The organism is Enorma timonensis (assembly GCF_000321165.1).
In the GTDB taxonomy this organism is placed as follows: Bacteria; Actinomycetota; Coriobacteriia; order Coriobacteriales; family Coriobacteriaceae; genus Enorma.
On record NZ_CAPF01000051.1, the window covers coordinates 1 to 18,148 of the forward strand.

Below are 18,148 nucleotides of genomic sequence, written 5' to 3' on the forward strand. Positions count from 1 at the left end.
CACTTTGGGAATCGGGAGGCGCCTCCGCGGCGGGATGGAAGGTTTCGCGGGAACCTTCGGCCTCGATCAAGAAGACCCCACCCACTACAGCGGCGCCCCCGTCCCATCAATCCTCGAACAGCGCGGCGAGGTCATCGACATAAAGGGTGCGGCGCGCGTCCCAATCATCCGTCGGCCACAGCTCGAAACACGTACCCTCTCCGACAAGCGTGAACGAGCGCGTATCCGCAGGGATGCCCGCCGCCTCAAGCACCGAGCACGGCACGAGCACCCACCCCTGCTCGCAGGAGACATACTCTGCGGAAAGGAGCGCGCCGATCCGCCCCGACATGTCCACATCGGTGATCTCGCACACATCGCGCAGCTTCGTCCACATGCGCGTCGCCGGCACGATCGCAACAGCGGGCTCGCCGTAGAGATCCGGCATGAGGAACGCATAGGGCTCCTCGGCCCCCGAGCACGCCGCAAGGTCGACGCGCACGCCCTCCGCGCCGGCAGCGATCTCGGGCGCTCCCGTAAACGTGCCCGTCAGCACCGCATAGCGCGCCCGATCGCCCTCGGGCGGCGCGAAGCGATACGCGTCCGCCGCCGCGAGCCCGCGCTCCCGCGGCGCATCGGCCAGCCGCGCCCGCGTCCGGCACCACGCCTCCTCACGCGGTCCGGTATACAACTCGCGCAGCTTCGACGGCAGGAGCACCGCAGTCTCGCCCCCGGCGAGCTCGATCTCGGGAAGCCCCTCGTTCCATGCGGCGCGCAGCTCCTGTGCGGCACCGTCGGAGCTGCTGAATCCCGCGCCCATCACGAGCTGGATGAGCCGCAGGGCATCCGAGCGCGACCGCATCGCCGGCGCCGGAAACCACGTGCGGCAGCGCTCGGGCACCGTGTCCATATCCACGTCATCCGCATCCACGATGAGGTCGAACGAGGGCAACGCGAGCGCGGAGCGGTCGGCAGCGAGTCGCTCGACAACCTGCCCGACCTCAGCGAAGCGCGCAAGGTCGCGCGCATCGTCCATGACGGAGCGCACCGCGGCATCCTGCGCACGCACTCCCCTGATGCCCCGCAGGTGCATCGTCCAGAAGGTGAGCCGCTCGTCCCCGCGCGCCCGCAGCGTCGCGATGAGCAGCTCCGCCAAGAACGCGGCGTCCGCGCGCACCTCGGCAGCAAGCGCGCGCTCGCGCGCCATGCACCCCTCGATATAGGCGAGCCCGACATCACCCCTGCCTTGCAAGGCAATCTCCATCATGCCGAGCACGCGCCCGAGCATCGCAATGTTCTCGAGACACCGGTCGAGCCGCGCGCTCAACGCCGCGCGCACCGTGCGATCGCCGCCATAGTCATCGAGCGTCAGCGCCCGCACATCAGGCTTCACCGCCATATCGAACCCTCCCAACGGTTCGTGAACAAAACCTCAACCAAGTCATTTACCACCGCAAGAACCCGTCCCACGCCATGGGATAGCCCAACGGCGAGAGCATCGCGATGTGGTACGCAAGTAACCCCGTCACGACGAGCACCGCCACAGCGAACCCCACGGCCGCCGCAAGGACGACGCGCGGAAGCGCATGCTGCAAGGGGCGCGTCCACTGGTTTGCCGCCACCAACCCGCCCGCCATGAACCCGATGGCTTGGCAGATGACGAGCAGGCACTCGTCGCCGGGCACGACGCTCTCGAGCAGCCGCTGGAAGAAGAACCCGTGCCACGCAAGCGTGCAGACCGTCGCCCATGCGCAGCCGAGCGCTGCCACCCAGCCGGCCTCCATAATCCAGTACTCCGGACTCGCGAGCGTGAGGTAGCGCTTGCCGGTACCGGCGAGCATATGCTCCGCGGTCGTGGAACCCTTCTTGGGCATGATGTCCTCCCAACCGAACTCCTCGGGATCGAAATACGTCTCGATATCGATGTAGATGTGCTCGGGGTACTCCCCCAGCGCCGCCTTGCACAGCCGCTCGAGCATCGAACGCTCCGAGCGATCGCGACCTCCCCGATGAGCCATGATGCGCTCCTTCCTGTCGTTTGCCTTCCACGTGTGCGGCGCACCGCGCGCCGCTGGTGCCAAGGTACCCGCGGGTCGCGGCGCGGGGGCGCCTCACGTGCCGGGAGCGAGCCGGGAGCGCGCGACGCAACACCGGAAGCGCAGGTATACGGCTATAATGCAGGTGCAGGCAGAGGAGAGGAGGCCGCGATGCCCGACGTGTACCAACAAGCGTTCGCGCTGATGGAAGCCCTGTGGCAGCCGCTCATCGAGCACGGCGTCATCGAGCGGGCGACGGCGCCGCAGCTCTCCAAGTGGATCGAGACGCATGTCGGGGCGAGCTTCCCGCCCAACCCCGATGAGCCCGCGAGGCGGCATGCCTACAAGGCCTACCATGCGTGGGACGACTACCACCGGGGCGCGCTCGACGCCTACTTCTGGGGCGAGGCGACCGAAGCGGCCGAGCACGACCCGAATGCCACGGCCGACCCCGAGCCCTCAGGCGACCCCACGCCCGATGCCCCCGCGCCCGGCCTGGCACAGCTCCTCCCGCGCGACCTCTTCGACGAACTCTGCCGCCTGCTCTCCACCACGCGCGACGCGCGCATCCCCGAGCAGCCTTACGCCTCGTTCGGCGACTACGCCAAAGGGCTGTGGTTCTACGGCCTGCGCCAGCTCGATGGCCTCGACGCCAAAAAGCGCCCACAGCTCACCGACCAATTCTGTCAGCGCGGCATCGGCCCCAATGGCGAGCTCATCCTGCGGTCGCGCCCCTTCGGCGGCATCACGCTCGACGCGACCGACCTCGACGGCTACCGCGACTCCTCCGAGACGCGCGAGCTGCTTGCCCAGGCGACCACAGCAGATAATCTCATCGAGAAGCGCCTCGCGTTCCTCGGACGCTACTCGAATGTAGCCGACTGGAAGAACGCCCACTTCAACGAGGAGTACTTCTGGCACCGGCAATACAAGGAGAACCGTCTGGACACGCTCTTCGACACCCGGCAGCTCGGAAGCCAGACGAGCACGGGCGACGGCATGCGCACGGGACTCCGCCTCGCGCTCGACTTCGCCGTGTGCCTGCCCTTCGCCATCGCATGCGAGGTGGAGAAGCGGCTGGGCGAACGGCGCTTGAACACCGGGCAGATATGCGACGAGTTGCGCCGCTCCCTGCTCGCGGCCGAGGTACGAGGCGCACATGACAAGCCCGGCACCGGTGCGCCGCTGCTCGAGCCTGAGGAGCGCACCGAGCTCGCGACGGTCTATTCCTGGCCGAGCACCCCGTGCGGATACGCCGCCGTCGTGACGTGCGCTCTCGTGCGCCTGCTGCTCGGACGCGCGCATGCCGCGGGCAGGGCGCTCGCCGACCATCTTGACGAGCTCTCGGGCGGCACGGCGCGCGCGACGGCATCCCGAGCGCAGCATTACCTGGCGGGCGTCGCTGCTTGGAGCGAGATGCTCGACATGCGTGGCACTGCGGGCGACCAGGCCTCATATGAGGAGCTCTACGTTCCGCCCGCCTTCCATATGCAACAGTCCCTGAGCGGCACAGGCCGGCGGCGCGGCCCGGGGGCGCGCAGCGACCTCAGCACCGCGGCGAACCCCGCGGCCATCCTCGCATACCTCGCCGAGGAAGACGAGCGCCGCGGCACCGCGCGCCTGCTTATCCAGGCGGGGTCGGGCATGGGCAAGACCACCTACGTGAAAGGCCTCGCTGCCGGAATCGCACAAGCGCGCACCGCGGGTGATGCGACGCTCTTCTCGCTCATCGCCGGCGACGTGCGCGGCGTGCCCCTCATGGACTGGACGCCGGTGCTCATCGCGCAGCCGGAGGCAGACCTTGCAGGCAGTGGCTTCGAAGCGTTGGTAAAAGACGCCCCGCCGCTCGATGCCGACGCGTTCGCGCACCTCCTTTACCGCCAGCTCCCCGACACCCTCAAAGACCCGTTCCGCGCCGCGGCGGCAGATGACGAAACCGAAGCGCGCGGCCTCTTTATCGAGCTCTTGAAATCGCGCGACGCGCTCGTCATCGTGGACTCCATAGACGAAGTGCCACTTGAGGTGCGCAGGCGCTACATCGAGCAGCTCACCGCTCTGGTGAATGCCTACCGCATCCGCCACCTCATCGTGACGAGCCGCCCGCTCGAAGGTGAGAGCGAGACCCTGGTCGAACAGCTCGTGCGTGGCACCATCGTAGCGCTCGAACCCTTCGACCTTCCACGGCAGCGCGCACTCTTCGGTCGCCTGGTCGAAGCCTTTGCCGAACCCGGCAGCACGTCAGACGACACGGATGACCTCGCATCTCCGCTGGGCTTCGATGCCATCGCCGAAACACCCGGCTTCGGAGACATCGTTGCGAACCCGCTCGTCCTCACCGCGCTCGTGCGAGCACTCCTGCGCACGAGCCCCCGCAACGGGACGACGGCCTTCGCCGTGCTCGACGAGCTCGCCGCCCTCCTGCCCAAACTCCCCAATCAAGACCTCTACGGCTACGACGAGCAGGTGCTCGAGCGCATCGCCTTCGAGCTTACGTGCGGTATCCTCACCGACCCCGCGCAAACGCAGACGGGCGACGGCTTGCCCGTGCAGACGTTCGTGAGCACCTATGCGACATACGAAGACGAGGCTCGCGGCGGCACGACGGACGACAACACGAAACAGGCGGATGTCATCGATCGCATGGTCACGCGGCGCGGCGTGCTCGCCGTGCACGAGGGCTGCGTCTCGTTCGAATCTCCGCTCATGCGCGCGCTCTTCGCCGCCCGCCACGTCCTCGCCTCCCTCGGATCGTATGCCGCGCAGAAGACGGACGAGCTCTCCCAGAAAATCGGCCAGCAGATCGGCTCCCTGCTAAACGCCGGTGTCCGAACGGTGGCCGCTGAAGCCACGACGCGCGCCGACCCTACTGCCTCACCCGATCCCGCGCCTGCCTACGCCCTGCTGCTCATCCTCTCCGCACGCAACCCACGCTACCAAAGCATGCAAAGCGTCATCTACCGCTCCCTCTGCAATACGGTGCTCTTCGACGTGAGCGAGTTGCAATGCGAGCACGATTTCGCCGTGCGCATGCTCCGCGCTGCCCGGCGCTTCGACTTCGGCCGCCCATGCCCGCGCGCACCCGAGGTCGAGCTGTGGGAAGCGCGCCTTACAGACCTCTCGGCATAGCCCATGGCGTGGAGCTGGCCGACATATCACTCCCAGCTGCGGCGGCGCATCGAGCAGACGCCACCGCTCATGCGCAGCGTATGGAGCCCGCGCGCGAACCGCCTCGACTGGCTCGCCGCCTCTTGCTTCCCCCTGTCGGTGATAAAAAAGTGTCCGACACCGAATTATGGCCAACTGCACGGCGTCCCCTTCCGCAGCGTGAACATCACCGTGCGCGAGGGCTTGCCTGCAAGCATCTTCCGCGCGTCGCTCATCGCGAGCCTGCTTGGGCACACCCCCGCCCAACGGCGGAACTTCTTCGGTACCTCCTTCACGGACAAGAAGCACCCGACCGTCGGCTACCTCAACATGCGCGAGCTGCCGCCTTGGTCATCCACCTCGGAAGCGGGCTCCCTCCTGTCCATCACCGAGCTCATGGCGCAGTCGCTCCCCTACCTGGACGCCCGCAACGTACGCCCCGCGCAGGCACCGCGCACCCCCGCGAGCCCGCCCACCAGCCAAGCGGAGATGCTCGCCTTCCCGAACGTGCTCGTGCTCGACGGCACAGGCTTTCTGGACGGAAACGTGCGCGACCGCCTCAAATACCTGGGGTTATTCGCTCACGCGAGCACACACCTGCACCTCGTGGATCAGCTCGTCATCATCACCATCACAGGCGATCATGCCTTCGAGCACCTGCCTTTTTCCGAAAGCACCCTTGACAAGCGCGTCTGCATCGATGCGTCCTCCGCGCCTGAACAGCTCCACATGTTCCTGCTCGCCTGGGAGCGATGGTGTGCGCCACACGATAGCCCGCACGCTGTGGTGGAGCGCGCACGTGGGCGTTTCCAGCGCATGTGCGCGGCGCTCGACCGCCTCGGGATGACGCTGCCCCAAGCAGCGAACTCGAGCGGGCAAGACGCGTTGGCATCGGAGCACGCCAATGCTATCCCCCGCAACATCGCATCATTCGATATCGCGTGCGCTCTCGTCGCCATGCAGCGCGATGGGGAGGAACCCCGGGACATCGAGGAGCTCTGCCGCAATCTGCGCGAGCGCATACCCGAGCGGGCAGTCGTCGACATCGAGCGCGTGCTGCGCGCCTACCTCATGGCGCGCGGTTTCCTCGAACCGGGGTACTCCCTCTTGCGCGACGGCGACCGCGGAGCGTCGCTCGTCGATGTCGCGCGGATGCACGAGCTCATCGGCGACCGTTTCCTCAATTTCATCGCGAGCAACGGCGCCGAACCCGTCGCGGAGCATGAGGTCGCGCGGGAGCTCTTCTTCAACCCGGACACGTGGAAGCCGAGCATGCGGAACCTGCTGAACATCATGCTGGAAAACCCGCTGCTACCGAGCATGTTCGTCCTCGAGGTGGATCCGAGCACCGGCTCGGAGACGCTCCACCTCACCGCCGAGCGGCTGGGTTTGAGCTTTCTCGCCCATGAGGCAGCGTCCACCCTGCGGCGGAGCGACCGCGATAGCCTGGCCGACCTGCTCTTCTCGTACGCCGGGTGCCTGCCGCCGGACGCCTGGGAGAACTTCATCTTCGCGGTGTTCGCGAACCTCGTCGAACAGCGCTGCGCCTACTTGGTGCACGAGGCGCTCGATAGCCTCATCCTGCTCCTCCTCGCCATCCCAGCCAGCGGTGTCTTCGCCGGCGGCAAGGTCGCGAGGCGTCGGATTCTGGGCAACATGCTCGCGGCATACGGCATCCGCCTCGACCCCGACACCCTGCGCGAAACAGCAGTTCAAGAAGACACGGCACTCTGGCAGCGCGCGGCATCCGAGCCGTACGTCGACGCCGTGGTACGCGCATCGCTGCGTTACAACCTCCGCACAGACGGGGTTCCGCCCGAGGCGTGGGAATGGTGGGCGGGCTGCAACGGCACATGGCCGGAATCGTACGAGTTCGTGCATCCGCTTGACGCCGAAACGGCTGCCGAGCACGTCGGCTACCTGCGTGAGCTGCTCCACGCGCCCGCGCCCGCCTGCGACAACGCCGCTCTCGTGCTGCGCGCCATCGGCGACGGGGAGGCGCTGTAGCCCGCGCCTCCCCGTCGCCTGCCCCTACTCCACCGTCACCTCGTACACGTGCATCACGTCGTCGCGGATGAGCGCGAGCGTGACCGGCTCGGTAATCGAACCCCGGATCGACGCGCCCGCGACGTCGTAGATCTTCTGGGCAATGACCTCGGGCTCGATCGGTGCGCCCGGCTCGATGCCGGAACGCGCGAGGCGCTCGTCCAGCTGGAACGCGCAACGGCGATCGCGCGCGAGCGTGAGGTCGAAGAGCCCCGCGAGCTCGTCCCACCCGCTCACACAGCGTCCGCGGCGACGATAGCACCCGAGCGAAAGCGTCGCCGCCGGGAGGGCGTCACGCTCCCACCTGTGCGTGGGCGCGATCTCCTCGTCCGAAACGCCCAGGTAGGCAAGGTGCGGGTAGCGCTTGGCGCGCGAGAAACCCAGGTCGTACGTCACATCTACGTGCGTCCAGCGCCCGTCCAGCTCAACGAGGTTCCACGAGTGCCGCTCGGGGTCGTCCCAGCTCGGGGCGCTCGCCGCCGTACCGCGCACCACGAGGCAGGGCACCTCCAGGCGATCCATGAGGTACTTGAAGGCGTACGCGAAGCCGCTGCACACCGCCTTGCCTCGCACGAGCGCGCCGACGGCCGTGTACTCGAACGGATCGCCCGTGTCGCTATACACCGCGTTCAGGATGAGCGCGTTGTGCGCCGCCTGCACGCGTTGCTCGGGCGCGGGAAGCTGGGCGAGGGCGTCGATGAGTGGGCGCGACCGCTCCTCCATCTCGGCAAGCAGACGCGCGGCCTCGTCGCGGTCGATGCGGTAGCTCGGCTCAAGCTCCCAGATGCGCCCCATCTGCGAGACGCATTGCAAGCCGTAGCCGTCGAGCCAGAACACCTCGGGGGTGCTGCGGCGCATGGCCTCGTAGGCATCGTCGATCTCCGCCTCCGTCACGCCGAAGAGCTGGATGCGCGGGCGATAGGCGAGCACCCCGTCAAGGATGGCCTGGTACGCGCGGCGCGCAGATGCGCTCAGGCGGTCGCGCTCGAACGTGCAGCAACCCTGATGGGCGTACTCCGCGAGCGGGCGCGGGGCGGGCGAGGCGGCGGGCTTGGGGCTCGCCGCGGGCTCGACCGGGGTGGCCGTCGCAACAGGCGCTTCGCGGGTCGTGGGCTCGGGATCGGGAACGGCGCTCACCGGCGCGCTTGGTACCTGCGCGTCCGCCACCTGCGCGCTCGCCTCGCCCGGGGCCTGTCCCATACCCATCGCCTGCGCATCGCTCGCCGCCTGCCCTGCGGTCGCCTCCCCCTCCAGCTTGCGCACCGCGTCTACCGCACCGCGCACCGCCGCGTCCGTCGTACGCGCGAGGCGACCAAACGCTCGCTTGATCGAATCTGCCGAAATCTCATACGTTGCCATCGTTTCCTCCTTCATCGGCCGCATCCCTGCACCCCGAAGGCGGCAGGCGGCCGGTTCCTCCATCTCAACGGCCGAGCCACAACGCCCGTGCCGCGCCTTGATACTCATACGTGCTCTTGAACAGCCCACCGAACGGCGCCGTGTCGCCGATGAGCAGGCAGAGCACTGCGCCCACAAGCGTCGCGACCACCATGGCGATGAGCGTCGCCGCCACCGCGTCGAAGAACCGGTACGCGATGGGCTTGTTTGTGCGCGCGTCTGACTTCGCCGTCTTCCACCCCGCGATGAAGCCCGCGAGCCCCGTCACGAGGAGCTCGACGTCCGAGCACATGCCCACGCAGAAGTACACGAAGTTCTGGAACACGCTCGTGGGCTGGACGAAGTAGATCGTGAGGTACGACGCTGCCACGCAGAGCCACCGCGCCCAGCGTACGGGCACCCGGTTGAACGCGTTGATCGCGCGCGTCTGCAACCCACGGCCCTTACCCGCGGCGGCTGCCGCAGACAAGGCACCGGAGCCGCCGCGCGCCGCGACGTTCAGCGACGGTGCCGCAACGCTCGCCGCCGTGCGCGCCGCACCTCCAGCGGCCGAGGTGGCCGAAGCCGCGCGCGACCCCGTCGCAGAGCTGGCAGCCCCTGAGACCGCAGCCTGAGCACTCGTCGTCTTTGCGCCGCCTCCCCTCGCACCGCCCGAACTCCCGCCGCCAGACGTGCCGCTCACCCGCTGTGCGCCCTTCCGCGCCCGGCGACCTTGCTGTTTGCGCGTGTGCGGCGCCTGCAGGGGCGGAAGCCCCGCTTGCGCGCGCATCGCATTCGTGAGCGCGCGGCTGCGCTCCTCGGCCGCACAATAAGGGCACTCGGTCGCACCCCGCCAATGAGCGTGCCGCTCATCCACAGGACAATCGACAAGCTCACCGAGGTAGCGTGTGAGAATCTCCTGCCACTCGAAAGCCGTCGTGCGCCGGTGTGGATCCGCATAGCCGTCCACGAACGTGCGACGGAATGCCTCGACTAGATACGGCGGAAACGCGTCCATCGAAGGCTCGCCGGCCGGGAAACACAGCTGAGGACGCGGCACAAACGCGGCAACCCACCCGCGCTCCTCACGCTCGCGCAACGGCGGCATGACATCCGCGCCCGACGCCCCCGGCTGCAACGCGTAGGACGAGGGATGCTTTCCCAAGAACAGCGCGCGGTAGACAAGCACGCCGAGCGCGTAGCAGTCCGTCCACGCGTCGAAGGGAATGCCCGTCTGCGCATAGCTCATGCCCTTGGCGGCACGCAGCAGCTCCGGTGCCACATACTCCGGCGTGCAGCCGAGGCAGGGGTACGTCACGCCGTCGGGCATCTTGACCGCAAACGAATCCACGTCGATGAGCTGCACGGTGCAATCGGCGAGGACGGGGATGTTCTGCGGCCCCGGATCGCCCATGGCAACGCCGCACAGGTGCATGCGACCGAGCGTGTTGGCCAGCGAGATGAGCGCGGCAACCCGTTGGTTGATCATAGCCTTGCTCTGCGGGTACTCAAAGAGCTTGTTGAGTGTCATATGCTGCCCCAGGCGCTTCATAACAAAGCCCCGGAACATACCTTGCTCGTCATAGAGCAGGTTGAGCGGCCAGCAGAGATTCGGTGGCAGAGAGCACATCTCGGGCAGACGGCACAGGGCCTTGAGCTTGGGTTCGCGCGTTGCCGCCAACCGCGCGCTGGGAAAGAGCTTTGCCACGTAGTCCGCCTTGCCGCGGATATCGTGGAGCGTGCCTTCGCTGCCTTGGGCAAACGGCTCGTCCTCGAGTGTCAGGCGCTGGCCCGCAACGGTCACTACCCGCATCGTGCACCTCCTTCTACCGCGCCTCTGCGGAATCTTTCTCGGCATCCTGCGCGCAACGGGGCGCAGACGTGGGAGCGCACAGGGCGGCGCTCGCTTTCTCCGCCGTGGGCACCACGCCCGACTCGTCCGCCAACGCCGCACCGGGGTCGTCCGGCAGTGCACGCGCCGTACCCGCTGCATCCGGCTCGTCCCTCGCTGGCGCAGCCACCGCTTCGCCCATCCACCGCCGCATGACACGCTCCCGCAGCTCCCGGCGGAGCGTCTCCCAATCGGGTTCCTCGTAATACGACTCGTCCCTGAGCGCGGGCGGGTGCTCCGGATCAAAGAACACCAGCATCGTGGCATCGTCCGTCGTGTGCATGCGGGGATCCTCCCGCACAAACGCCCGCCACGCGTGCCGCGCCGTGCGAAGCTCCTCCACGTCCTTCTCGGTGTGATGCATAAGGATCTGCGCGAGCGGCACATACACCGGCTTGTCGGTATCGGCCAGCAACCGCGGGCATACGCGCTCCAGAAGGCCGTCCGTCGCCACGAGCACTGCGGCGACATCGGCCTCGACCGTACCGAACTCCCACGTATCCGGCCCAAAGCGCAAGGGGATCAAATAGCCATCCGCCGTGCGCTGCTGCCGCGTAACCGCCACGTAGGTGCCGTCCGCGAGCGCGGCCACCATGCCCGAATCGCCCGCCTGTCCAAAGCTCAGACGGTTGCCGTCCCATACGCCCAGGCAGAGCGTCGTATCGAGCTCCGACACGTCCTCGCCCGCTTGGCGCGCAAGTTCGCAGACCTCGTGATACGACACCAGAAACGCCCTGCGCAGCACCTCCTCCACGTCGCGCGGAGCGAGGTCATCGCTCAGATGGTTTGCCGTGTACAGAACCGCCGAGGCAACCGCGCGGCGCGATCCCCGCTCTGAGTGCGGACGGCTTCCTGGACCGTCTCCTATGCCAAATACCATATTTTTGCCGTGCCGTACCGAGAGGTACGCATCCTGGCAGGGATCGTTAGTTCGCACGTGGTCGATCCCCCGTGCGCAATACCAAAAGCGCTTGATCATATCCCCTTCCCTTCATCCGCCCCGCCCGCCCCGTCGCGGCGCGGCACGGGGGGCGGGGCTCAGCATGCTATTTCGACGTCTCTCTAGAAGAAGCTGTCGAGCTTGGGGACGATCAGCTTGTTGTCGGGATCCTGGAGGGGATCCATCTCGGGCTCGACCACGGGTTTCTCTCCCGGGCTCGTCTGCGTGCGCACACGGATCGCGCACGCAGCGAGATTCGCGAACTGCTGGTATCCGTCTTCAAGGTCGTTGCTGGTCTTCACCGCAAGGAAGCGGTCGGGATTCGGAATCGCTTCCTGCGGGCACCAATAGGGCCACGGGCGACGGAAGTTTGGGTCCTTCGGGTTGACGGGGATGGTCGAGAAACCCCAGATCACGAGCTGTCCGTCATCGCGCTTGGCGGCGTCCTTGGCCACCTCGGGGGTCACAATCGCCTCAAAATCGCTCACGATGGCGACGATGCTCTGGTAGTGCTCCTGGTTGAGTTCGTAGTCACCGTTCACGTGCACGCTCTCGACAGCAAGGGCAAACTGTTCCGCGCGATTGAGATCCGTACCGCCCTCGGTCGCAAAGACGGGCAGCACCACGTCACGCGGGCGGCAGAAGTACGTCTGCGCCGTGGCGCGCATCTTGCCGTGGTTGGCACCCGGGTCGTTCCGGTACGCCTTGAGGAACTCCTCGTACGTCGCATCATCTACCGTGACGGGTTTGCCGTTCACGTAGACTTTGATGGTCTCGCTGAACGTCATCAGACAGATGCGCACCTGTTCGTTCACGTCATCTTCCTTTGCGATTGTCTCAACGATCGTGCGAGCAGCATCGCTGAGCAAATCGATGCGGCGCGGGCTGTCCGGCCCGGCGGCGCGCTCGTCCTCAGAGACCGAAACATCGAACAGCAAGATAACGTCGAGCACGTTGCGGCTCGTAGACGTATCAAGGACGGTCGTACCGTTCGCGCGGGCGAGCCCGGCGTCGCGCACAGTGTTGTTGAACATGGGGGTGCTCCTTTCTGCACACGAGGTGCAATGACACAAATTGCTTCATGGGGATAGACAACATGAACGGAGGGCCGGGGCCTCTTCTCCGGGCAAGCCCGGCCCCCTGTTCGTCAAGAAGATGTGCGGCGACGGACATGGCATCGACTGCCCGCCGCGGCGTGAGGGGCGCCATCGCTTTACCTGCGATGGCATGGGTATTCGCGCTAGCGCTCCGTCCAATCGCGACCGTAGCTTTCGGGATCGTCGGCGTCGCGAGACCACGTGGGCTCGCCCCCGTACATGTAGCTGTCCAAATCGCTGTAGACCTCATGGGTGTGACCGGTCTCAAAGTCGCCGTCGATCCCCTCGAAGTGGGCAACTGTTCCGTTGCCATAGACGACTGTCTTGGCGCAGTAATCGGTGTCGCCATCATTGGTAGGGTACGAATCAGCACCGGACTCGTAATCGTTTTCGTCTGCATCCATGTCGTATGAATACCAACCCCAATTCATGATGTGTCCTTTCTCCCAGAGTCTCGGTAAGTCGCGGTGGCCATCCGCCCGTTGCCTTCGAGCTGCGTTGCGTTGGTTGCGATGTGGCGCTCCGGCTTCGGTTGCCATGATTCTCGCCGGGAGGGCGCGCCCCATATCCGGAAGCCGCCGGGAGGGAACCGGGAGCGCCGCGCAGATTACCGGAACCGCAGGTTAATATGGGTGTGATACGCGAGTACCCATACCCCGTGATGTCAGCGAGCTCACGCTAAGCATGTATTGAGCCGCAGTCACGCTCTGCCCGCGGCATTGGATTTTGCTGCCGTATCCGCCCGTTTTGCCTCGCGAACAGGCGAGCCGATTCCCAAAGTGCGCGAAACGAACGTTTTATAGGCACCCCCTCAAGTAGCAAGGGGTTGCGCGCCAGAAAAAGCGCAGGTAGCGAGGTTGCCGTTTTCCCGACTACTTGGCCACCCCCGCATAAACCGCTCGTTTCGCGCACTTTGGGAATCGGGGGGCGGCGCCGGGGCGGGATGGAGGGGTTTTGCGGGGAAAACAACCCATCAATCCGCCCCTCTGCACCGGATTTCCCGCCCACCGAGCACAACCCCGCGCCCAGCACCCCGCCCTACCGTTCACCGATTCGGCGAACGGTAGTTGACCTGATAGCAATGTGATATCACAATGGCATCACCACGAGCGCACGGGCACGTGGCCGGGGAGCTGCCCCCCCCCCCGAAGGAAACCGGGGCGACGCCGAACGGAACAGCTCGGCGCATTTCGAAAGGAACCACAGTGAGCGTAGAGAAGAAGATCAAAGCGACCGCCGGTTGGGGAGTGCTCATCGGGGTGCTCGTCGCCTTCGTGATCATCATCGCGGCGTTCGTTCTCAGCATCATCAGCATGGCGACCGCGGACGAGGCCGGCCTGCCCATCAGCCCCCTCGCGGGCTGGGGCCTGGGCCTCAGCATCGCCGCGTTCTGCCTGATCTGGATCCCCGTCTCCGGTTTCTTCACGCTGCAGCCCGGCCAGGCGCGCGTGTGCATCCTCTTCGGCAACTACAAGGGCACCGTCCGCGACGAGGGCTTCCGCTGGGCGAACCCCTTCTATAGCCGCAGCATGGGCGGCAGCTCCTCCTCCGAGGAGGCCACGGCCGAGGTGCTCAGCAAGTCCGGCCTCTCGCTCGGCAAGCAGATCTCGGCGGCGTCCAAGGCGGCGAGCGGCCTCTCCACCAAAATCTCCGTCCGAGCCCGCACGCTCAACGGCGAGATCCTCAAGGTGAACGACAAGATGGGTAACCCCATCGAGATCGCCAACGTCGTGGTATGGCACGTGTCCGACACCGCCAAGGCCCTCTTCGACGTGGACAACTACGAGCAGTTCGTGGCCACGCAGGCCGAGACGGCGCTCCGCCACGTGGCGAGCATCTACGCTTACGACCACGCGGAAGACTCGTCGGATTCCATGGAGTCCATTACGCTGCGCTCGAACATCGAGGAAGTCTCGACCGCGCTCAAGCACGAGCTCACCCAGCGGCTCGCGCCCGCCGGCGTCGCCGTGGACGACGCGCGCCTCACGCACCTCGCCTACGCGCCCGAGATCGCCCAGGCGATGCTCCGCCGCCAGCAGGCCGAGGCCGTCATCGCCGCGCGCAAGAAGATCGTCGAGGGCGCCGTCACCATGGTCGAGATGGCCGTGGACGAACTCGGCAGCCACGGCAAGATCGACCTCGACGATGAGCGCAAGGCGCAGATGGCGTCGAACCTCATGGTGGTGCTCTGCGGCGAGAGCGAGGCGCACCCCATCGTGAACGCGGGCTCGCTGTACTAGGCTCGCTGCACTAACCACTTGGGCGAGGTCTGCGGCGCCTTCCCTCGCGCGCGTCCTCGCCTGCGGCTGCGGGAATGCGCGCAAGGGAAGGTGCCGCAGACCCGACGCGGGTTAGCCAGACTCGAAACGAAGATATCCAGAGCGCTCGATATGTAAGTAGTTGATGGTATGGCGCGCAAACAGTATCCACTCCGCATCGATCCCGCTATCTGGGAGGCTGTCCAGCGCTGGGCAGATGACGAGATGCGCAGCGCGAACGGCCAGGTGGAGTGGATCCTGCGCGATGCGCTCAAGCGCGCCGGCCGCCTGCCGAAGCGGGATGGCGGCGACGCGCCGCACAGCCGGGACAACCAGGCTGACGACTGACGCCCGCCGCGCACTCGCCTCGGTTGGGCGTGCATCTCGCGACCGCAGCCGTCGAGAGCGCCGCGGCGAGCGCCGGCGCGCCATGCCCCATATAGAAAGGTACGACTTCCCATGAACTCCCCTGCCGACGCACCGGTCCTCAGCGTCTCCCATTTCCAGAAGCGCTACGGTGACACCATCGCCGTGCGCGACCTCTCCCTTACCGTCGAACCCGGCGACATCTACGGCTTCATCGGCCATAACGGCGCGGGCAAGACCACGCTCATCCGCTCGATCGTGGGCGTGCAGCCCATCGACGGCGGCAGCATCAGCGTGGCGGGCATCGACGTCACCGCCGACCCCGTCGCGGCGAAGCGCCTCTGCGCCTACGTGCCCGACAACCCCGACGTCTACGACTTCATGACGGGCCTGCAGTACCTCGCGTTCATCGCCGACATCTTCGAGGTCCCCGTCCGCGACCGCCAGGCGCGCATCGAGGAGTACGCGCGCCGCCTCGAGCTCACGGACGCGCTCGCGAGCCCCATCGCCAGCTACAGCCACGGCATGCGGCAGAAGCTCGTCGTCATCGGCGCGCTCATCCACGAGCCCCGGCTCCTCGTGCTCGACGAGCCGTTCGTCGGCCTGGACCCGCTCGTCTCGCACGAGCTCAAGCGCATGCTCCACGAGCTCGCGGCGCGCGGCGGCGCGGTGTTCTTCTCGTCGCACGTGCTCGAAGTAGTCGAGAAGCTCTGCAACAAGGTCGCCATCATCCGCCACGGCCAGATCGTCGCCGCGGGAACCACCGACGAGGTGCGCGGCGACGATACGCTCGAGGAGGTCTTCCTGGAACTCGTCGAGGACGGCGGCGCGGGCACCGGCGCCATGGGCAAACCTGCCCCCAGCAGCCCGTCCGAGCACCGCTAACAGGAGGCACCCATGCGCACCTTCCTCATCCTCATGCGCGTGCAGATGCATGCGCTCATCCGCTCGCTCACGCCGGGATCGCGCCGCATCGGCATGGCGCTCGCCGTGGTAGCCGGTGTGCTCCTCGTCGCGTTCGCGGCACTCTACCTTGCCGTGCTGGGCCTCACGCTCGTGAGCTTCGGCCTGGGCTCCGCCCTCCCCGCCTTCGCGGTCGCGCTCAGCGCGCTCGTCGGCGTGGTCTTCACGTTCCTCAAGGCCAACGGCACGCTCTTCGGTCTCACGGACTTCGACCTCGTCATGTCCCTCCCCGTTCCGCGCCGCACCGTGGTGGCCGCGCGCGTGGCGGCGCTCTACACCAGCGCCATGTTCATGGGCGCCGTCGCCTCCGTGCCGGTGTGGGCGGTCTACCTCGCGTGCGTGGCATGCAGCCCGTGGGCGGTCGCGTGCGCGGCGCTGAGCGTGCTGCTCGCTCCCGCCGTCCCCACCGCCATCGCGACCTTCCTCGCGTTCGGCGTGAACGCGCTCGCCTCGCGCTTCCGCCATGCGAACCTCGTCTACATCGTCATCTCGCTCATCGCGTTCACGGCGCTCGTCGTCGTGCTCTACGGGTTCTCGTTCACCGCGGGAGCGGACGGCGACGCGGCCATGGAGCAGCTCGCAGGAGGCCTCGCGGCGATGAGCAGCCTGCTCAGCCTCGGGTGGCCGCCCGCCGCCTGGATGGGCGACGCCGTGGCGAACGGGTCGGTGGCCGCGCTCGCCGCGTTCATCGGCGTCTCGCTCGCCGTCCCCGCGCTCGCCCTCGAGATCATGCAGCGCAACTACCTGCGCATCAACGCCGCCCTCACCGCGCACGCGCGCTGCCGCGCCCTCACCGCCGGCGAGCTCCGGCACCGCAGCGGGCGCACCGCTTCCCCCTTCAAGGCCATCGCCCTCAAGGAGTTCCGCACACTGCTGGGCATCCCGTCCTACGCGTTCAACTGCCTGTTCGGCTACCTGTTCATGCTCGTCATCGCCGTCGCGCTGAGCGTGGTAGGGCTCGAGGGCATGCTGGGCTCGGGCGTCATCGACGGGGTGGAGCTCAGCGCCGCAGAATACCGCGCCATCTCGGGCGTCGTGGCGAACGCGCTTCCCTGGGCGTTCGTGTTCTGCGGCATCATGTGCCCGAGCGCGGCGTGTTCCGTCTCCATCGAGGGGAAGAACGCCTGGGTGCTCGCGGCGGCGCCGCTTCCCGTGCGCACGATCCTGGGCGCGAAGCTCGCGTCGAACGCGCTGCCCGTCGCGGCGACGCTCGCGGTGAGCGCCCTCGTGCTGCTCGTGAGCGGGCAGGTCGATGCGCTCGGCGCGGCGGAGGTGCTCGTCACGGGGTTCGGCGCGTTCTTCCTCATGGTGAACATCGGGCTCTCGAGCGACGCGCGCAAGCCCAACTTCTCGTGGATGTCGCCGAACGAGGTCGTGAAGCGCGGCTTCCCCATCATGATCGTCATCCTGGGCGGCATGGTGCTCGCCTTCGGCGGCGGCGCGGTGAGCTTCGTGCTCTCGCTCAACCTGGGCGTCACGGCGGGCGTGCTCTGGAACCTCGGCATCGGGGCGCTCGGCATGCTCGGCGGCTGGCTCGTCTTCCGCTTCACCTGCCGCACCGCGCGCCTGGCGTAACGCGAGCGCACTGCACCCCTGCGCTGCCGGCTCATGTGTTCGCTGTGAACGGCGATTAGCGGCGGCGCGCTGCGGTACATATATAACAGCATTCGATACACGACCGTCGGGTGCGCCGCCGCGCGGCTGCAGCCCGGCAACGCAGAACAGGAGCAGATCGTATGCGAACCCAGAACAAGGATGCGGACCGAGTTCAGCCTGCGCCGCGAAACCGCCGCGCAGGCGGAAGCATCACCTCGCTGCGCACGCCGCGCAAGCGCTCCGGAGACCAGCGCGCCAACCTGCGCCGCTCCTACCAAGCGTTCCTGCGCAAGCTAGCCTCTGGCGACCCCGGTTCCTCCCCGTACCAGGCCTGGCCGGTGCGCCCCTACGCCGCATCGATCTAGCCCTTGGTCTTAGTCCTCCTTGTAGAAGCGCCCGCGTCTCTCCCCGACGCGGGCGCTTCGCTTTGAGTCATTGGGGACGGGTTCAATTGT

The 18,148-nt window shown here is 67.1% G+C and carries 14 protein-coding genes; 7 read left to right on the forward strand and 7 right to left on the reverse strand.

Features of this window, described 5'->3' with window-relative positions; all coding sequences use genetic code 11:
- Nucleotides 1-106: 106 nt before the first annotated feature.
- Nucleotides 107-1,378: a hypothetical protein gene (locus BN423_RS05890; RefSeq protein ID WP_019239340.1), complete on the reverse strand. Its 1,272-nt coding sequence runs from the start codon at nucleotides 1,376-1,378 to the stop codon at nucleotides 107-109.
- A 46-nt stretch (nucleotides 1,379-1,424) separates the two neighbouring features.
- Nucleotides 1,425-1,997, reverse strand: a complete 573-nt coding sequence (locus BN423_RS05895) for a hypothetical protein (RefSeq protein WP_019239341.1) — start codon at nucleotides 1,995-1,997, stop codon at nucleotides 1,425-1,427.
- 189 nt (nucleotides 1,998-2,186) lie between these two features.
- On the opposite strand from BN423_RS05895, the gene BN423_RS05900 reads away from it, so the two are divergent.
- Together BN423_RS05900 and BN423_RS05905 are read left to right on the forward strand one after the other, a co-directional pair.
- Complete coding sequence (locus BN423_RS05900) at nucleotides 2,187-5,141, forward strand: hypothetical protein (protein WP_019239342.1); 2,955 nt, start codon at nucleotides 2,187-2,189, stop codon at nucleotides 5,139-5,141.
- Nucleotides 5,142-5,144: 3 nt separating this feature from the next.
- The gene (locus BN423_RS05905; protein ID WP_232385515.1) at nucleotides 5,145-7,166 is read left to right on the forward strand and encodes a hypothetical protein; all 2,022 of its coding nucleotides are present in this window, start codon (nucleotides 5,145-5,147) and stop codon (nucleotides 7,164-7,166) included.
- Nucleotides 7,167-7,190: 24 nt separating this feature from the next.
- Here BN423_RS05905 and BN423_RS05910 read toward each other — a convergent pair whose 3' ends face one another.
- From BN423_RS05910 to BN423_RS05930, 5 genes are all read right to left on the reverse strand, one after another.
- Nucleotides 7,191-8,564 (reverse strand): transglutaminase domain-containing protein, encoded by a 1,374-nt coding sequence (locus BN423_RS05910; RefSeq protein ID WP_026089020.1) that lies wholly within the window; start codon nucleotides 8,562-8,564, stop codon nucleotides 7,191-7,193.
- 64 nt (nucleotides 8,565-8,628) lie between these two features.
- The gene (locus BN423_RS05915; protein ID WP_019239344.1) at nucleotides 8,629-10,395 is read right to left on the reverse strand and encodes a hypothetical protein; all 1,767 of its coding nucleotides are present in this window, start codon (nucleotides 10,393-10,395) and stop codon (nucleotides 8,629-8,631) included.
- 13 nt (nucleotides 10,396-10,408) lie between these two features.
- On the reverse strand, nucleotides 10,409-11,452 hold the full coding sequence (locus BN423_RS05920; RefSeq protein WP_019239345.1) for a protein phosphatase 2C domain-containing protein: 1,044 nt from the start codon (nucleotides 11,450-11,452) through the stop codon (nucleotides 10,409-10,411).
- An 83-nt stretch (nucleotides 11,453-11,535) separates the two neighbouring features.
- The gene (locus BN423_RS05925; protein WP_019239346.1) at nucleotides 11,536-12,447 is read right to left on the reverse strand and encodes a vWA domain-containing protein; all 912 of its coding nucleotides are present in this window, start codon (nucleotides 12,445-12,447) and stop codon (nucleotides 11,536-11,538) included.
- A gap of 206 nt (nucleotides 12,448-12,653) precedes the next feature.
- Entirely contained in the window at nucleotides 12,654-12,941 is a 288-nt protein-coding gene (locus BN423_RS05930; RefSeq protein WP_019239347.1) for a hypothetical protein, read from the reverse strand.
- A 774-nt stretch (nucleotides 12,942-13,715) separates the two neighbouring features.
- Between BN423_RS05930 and BN423_RS05935 the strand changes: the two genes are divergently transcribed.
- From BN423_RS05935 to BN423_RS05955, 5 genes are all read left to right on the forward strand, one after another.
- The gene (locus BN423_RS05935; protein ID WP_019239348.1) at nucleotides 13,716-14,750 is read left to right on the forward strand and encodes an SPFH domain-containing protein; all 1,035 of its coding nucleotides are present in this window, start codon (nucleotides 13,716-13,718) and stop codon (nucleotides 14,748-14,750) included.
- Between the two features lie 168 nt (nucleotides 14,751-14,918).
- Nucleotides 14,919-15,116, forward strand: coding sequence for a hypothetical protein (locus BN423_RS05940; protein WP_019239349.1), 198 nt, complete (start codon nucleotides 14,919-14,921; stop codon nucleotides 15,114-15,116).
- Nucleotides 15,117-15,227: 111 nt separating this feature from the next.
- Nucleotides 15,228-16,019: an ABC transporter ATP-binding protein gene (locus BN423_RS05945; protein ID WP_019239350.1), complete on the forward strand. Its 792-nt coding sequence runs from the start codon at nucleotides 15,228-15,230 to the stop codon at nucleotides 16,017-16,019.
- A gap of 12 nt (nucleotides 16,020-16,031) precedes the next feature.
- Nucleotides 16,032-17,672, forward strand: coding sequence for a hypothetical protein (locus BN423_RS05950; protein WP_019239351.1), 1,641 nt, complete (start codon nucleotides 16,032-16,034; stop codon nucleotides 17,670-17,672).
- A gap of 161 nt (nucleotides 17,673-17,833) precedes the next feature.
- Complete coding sequence (locus tag BN423_RS05955; protein ID WP_019239352.1) at nucleotides 17,834-18,058, forward strand: hypothetical protein; 225 nt, start codon at nucleotides 17,834-17,836, stop codon at nucleotides 18,056-18,058.
- The last annotated feature ends 90 nt before the right edge of the window (nucleotides 18,059-18,148 follow it).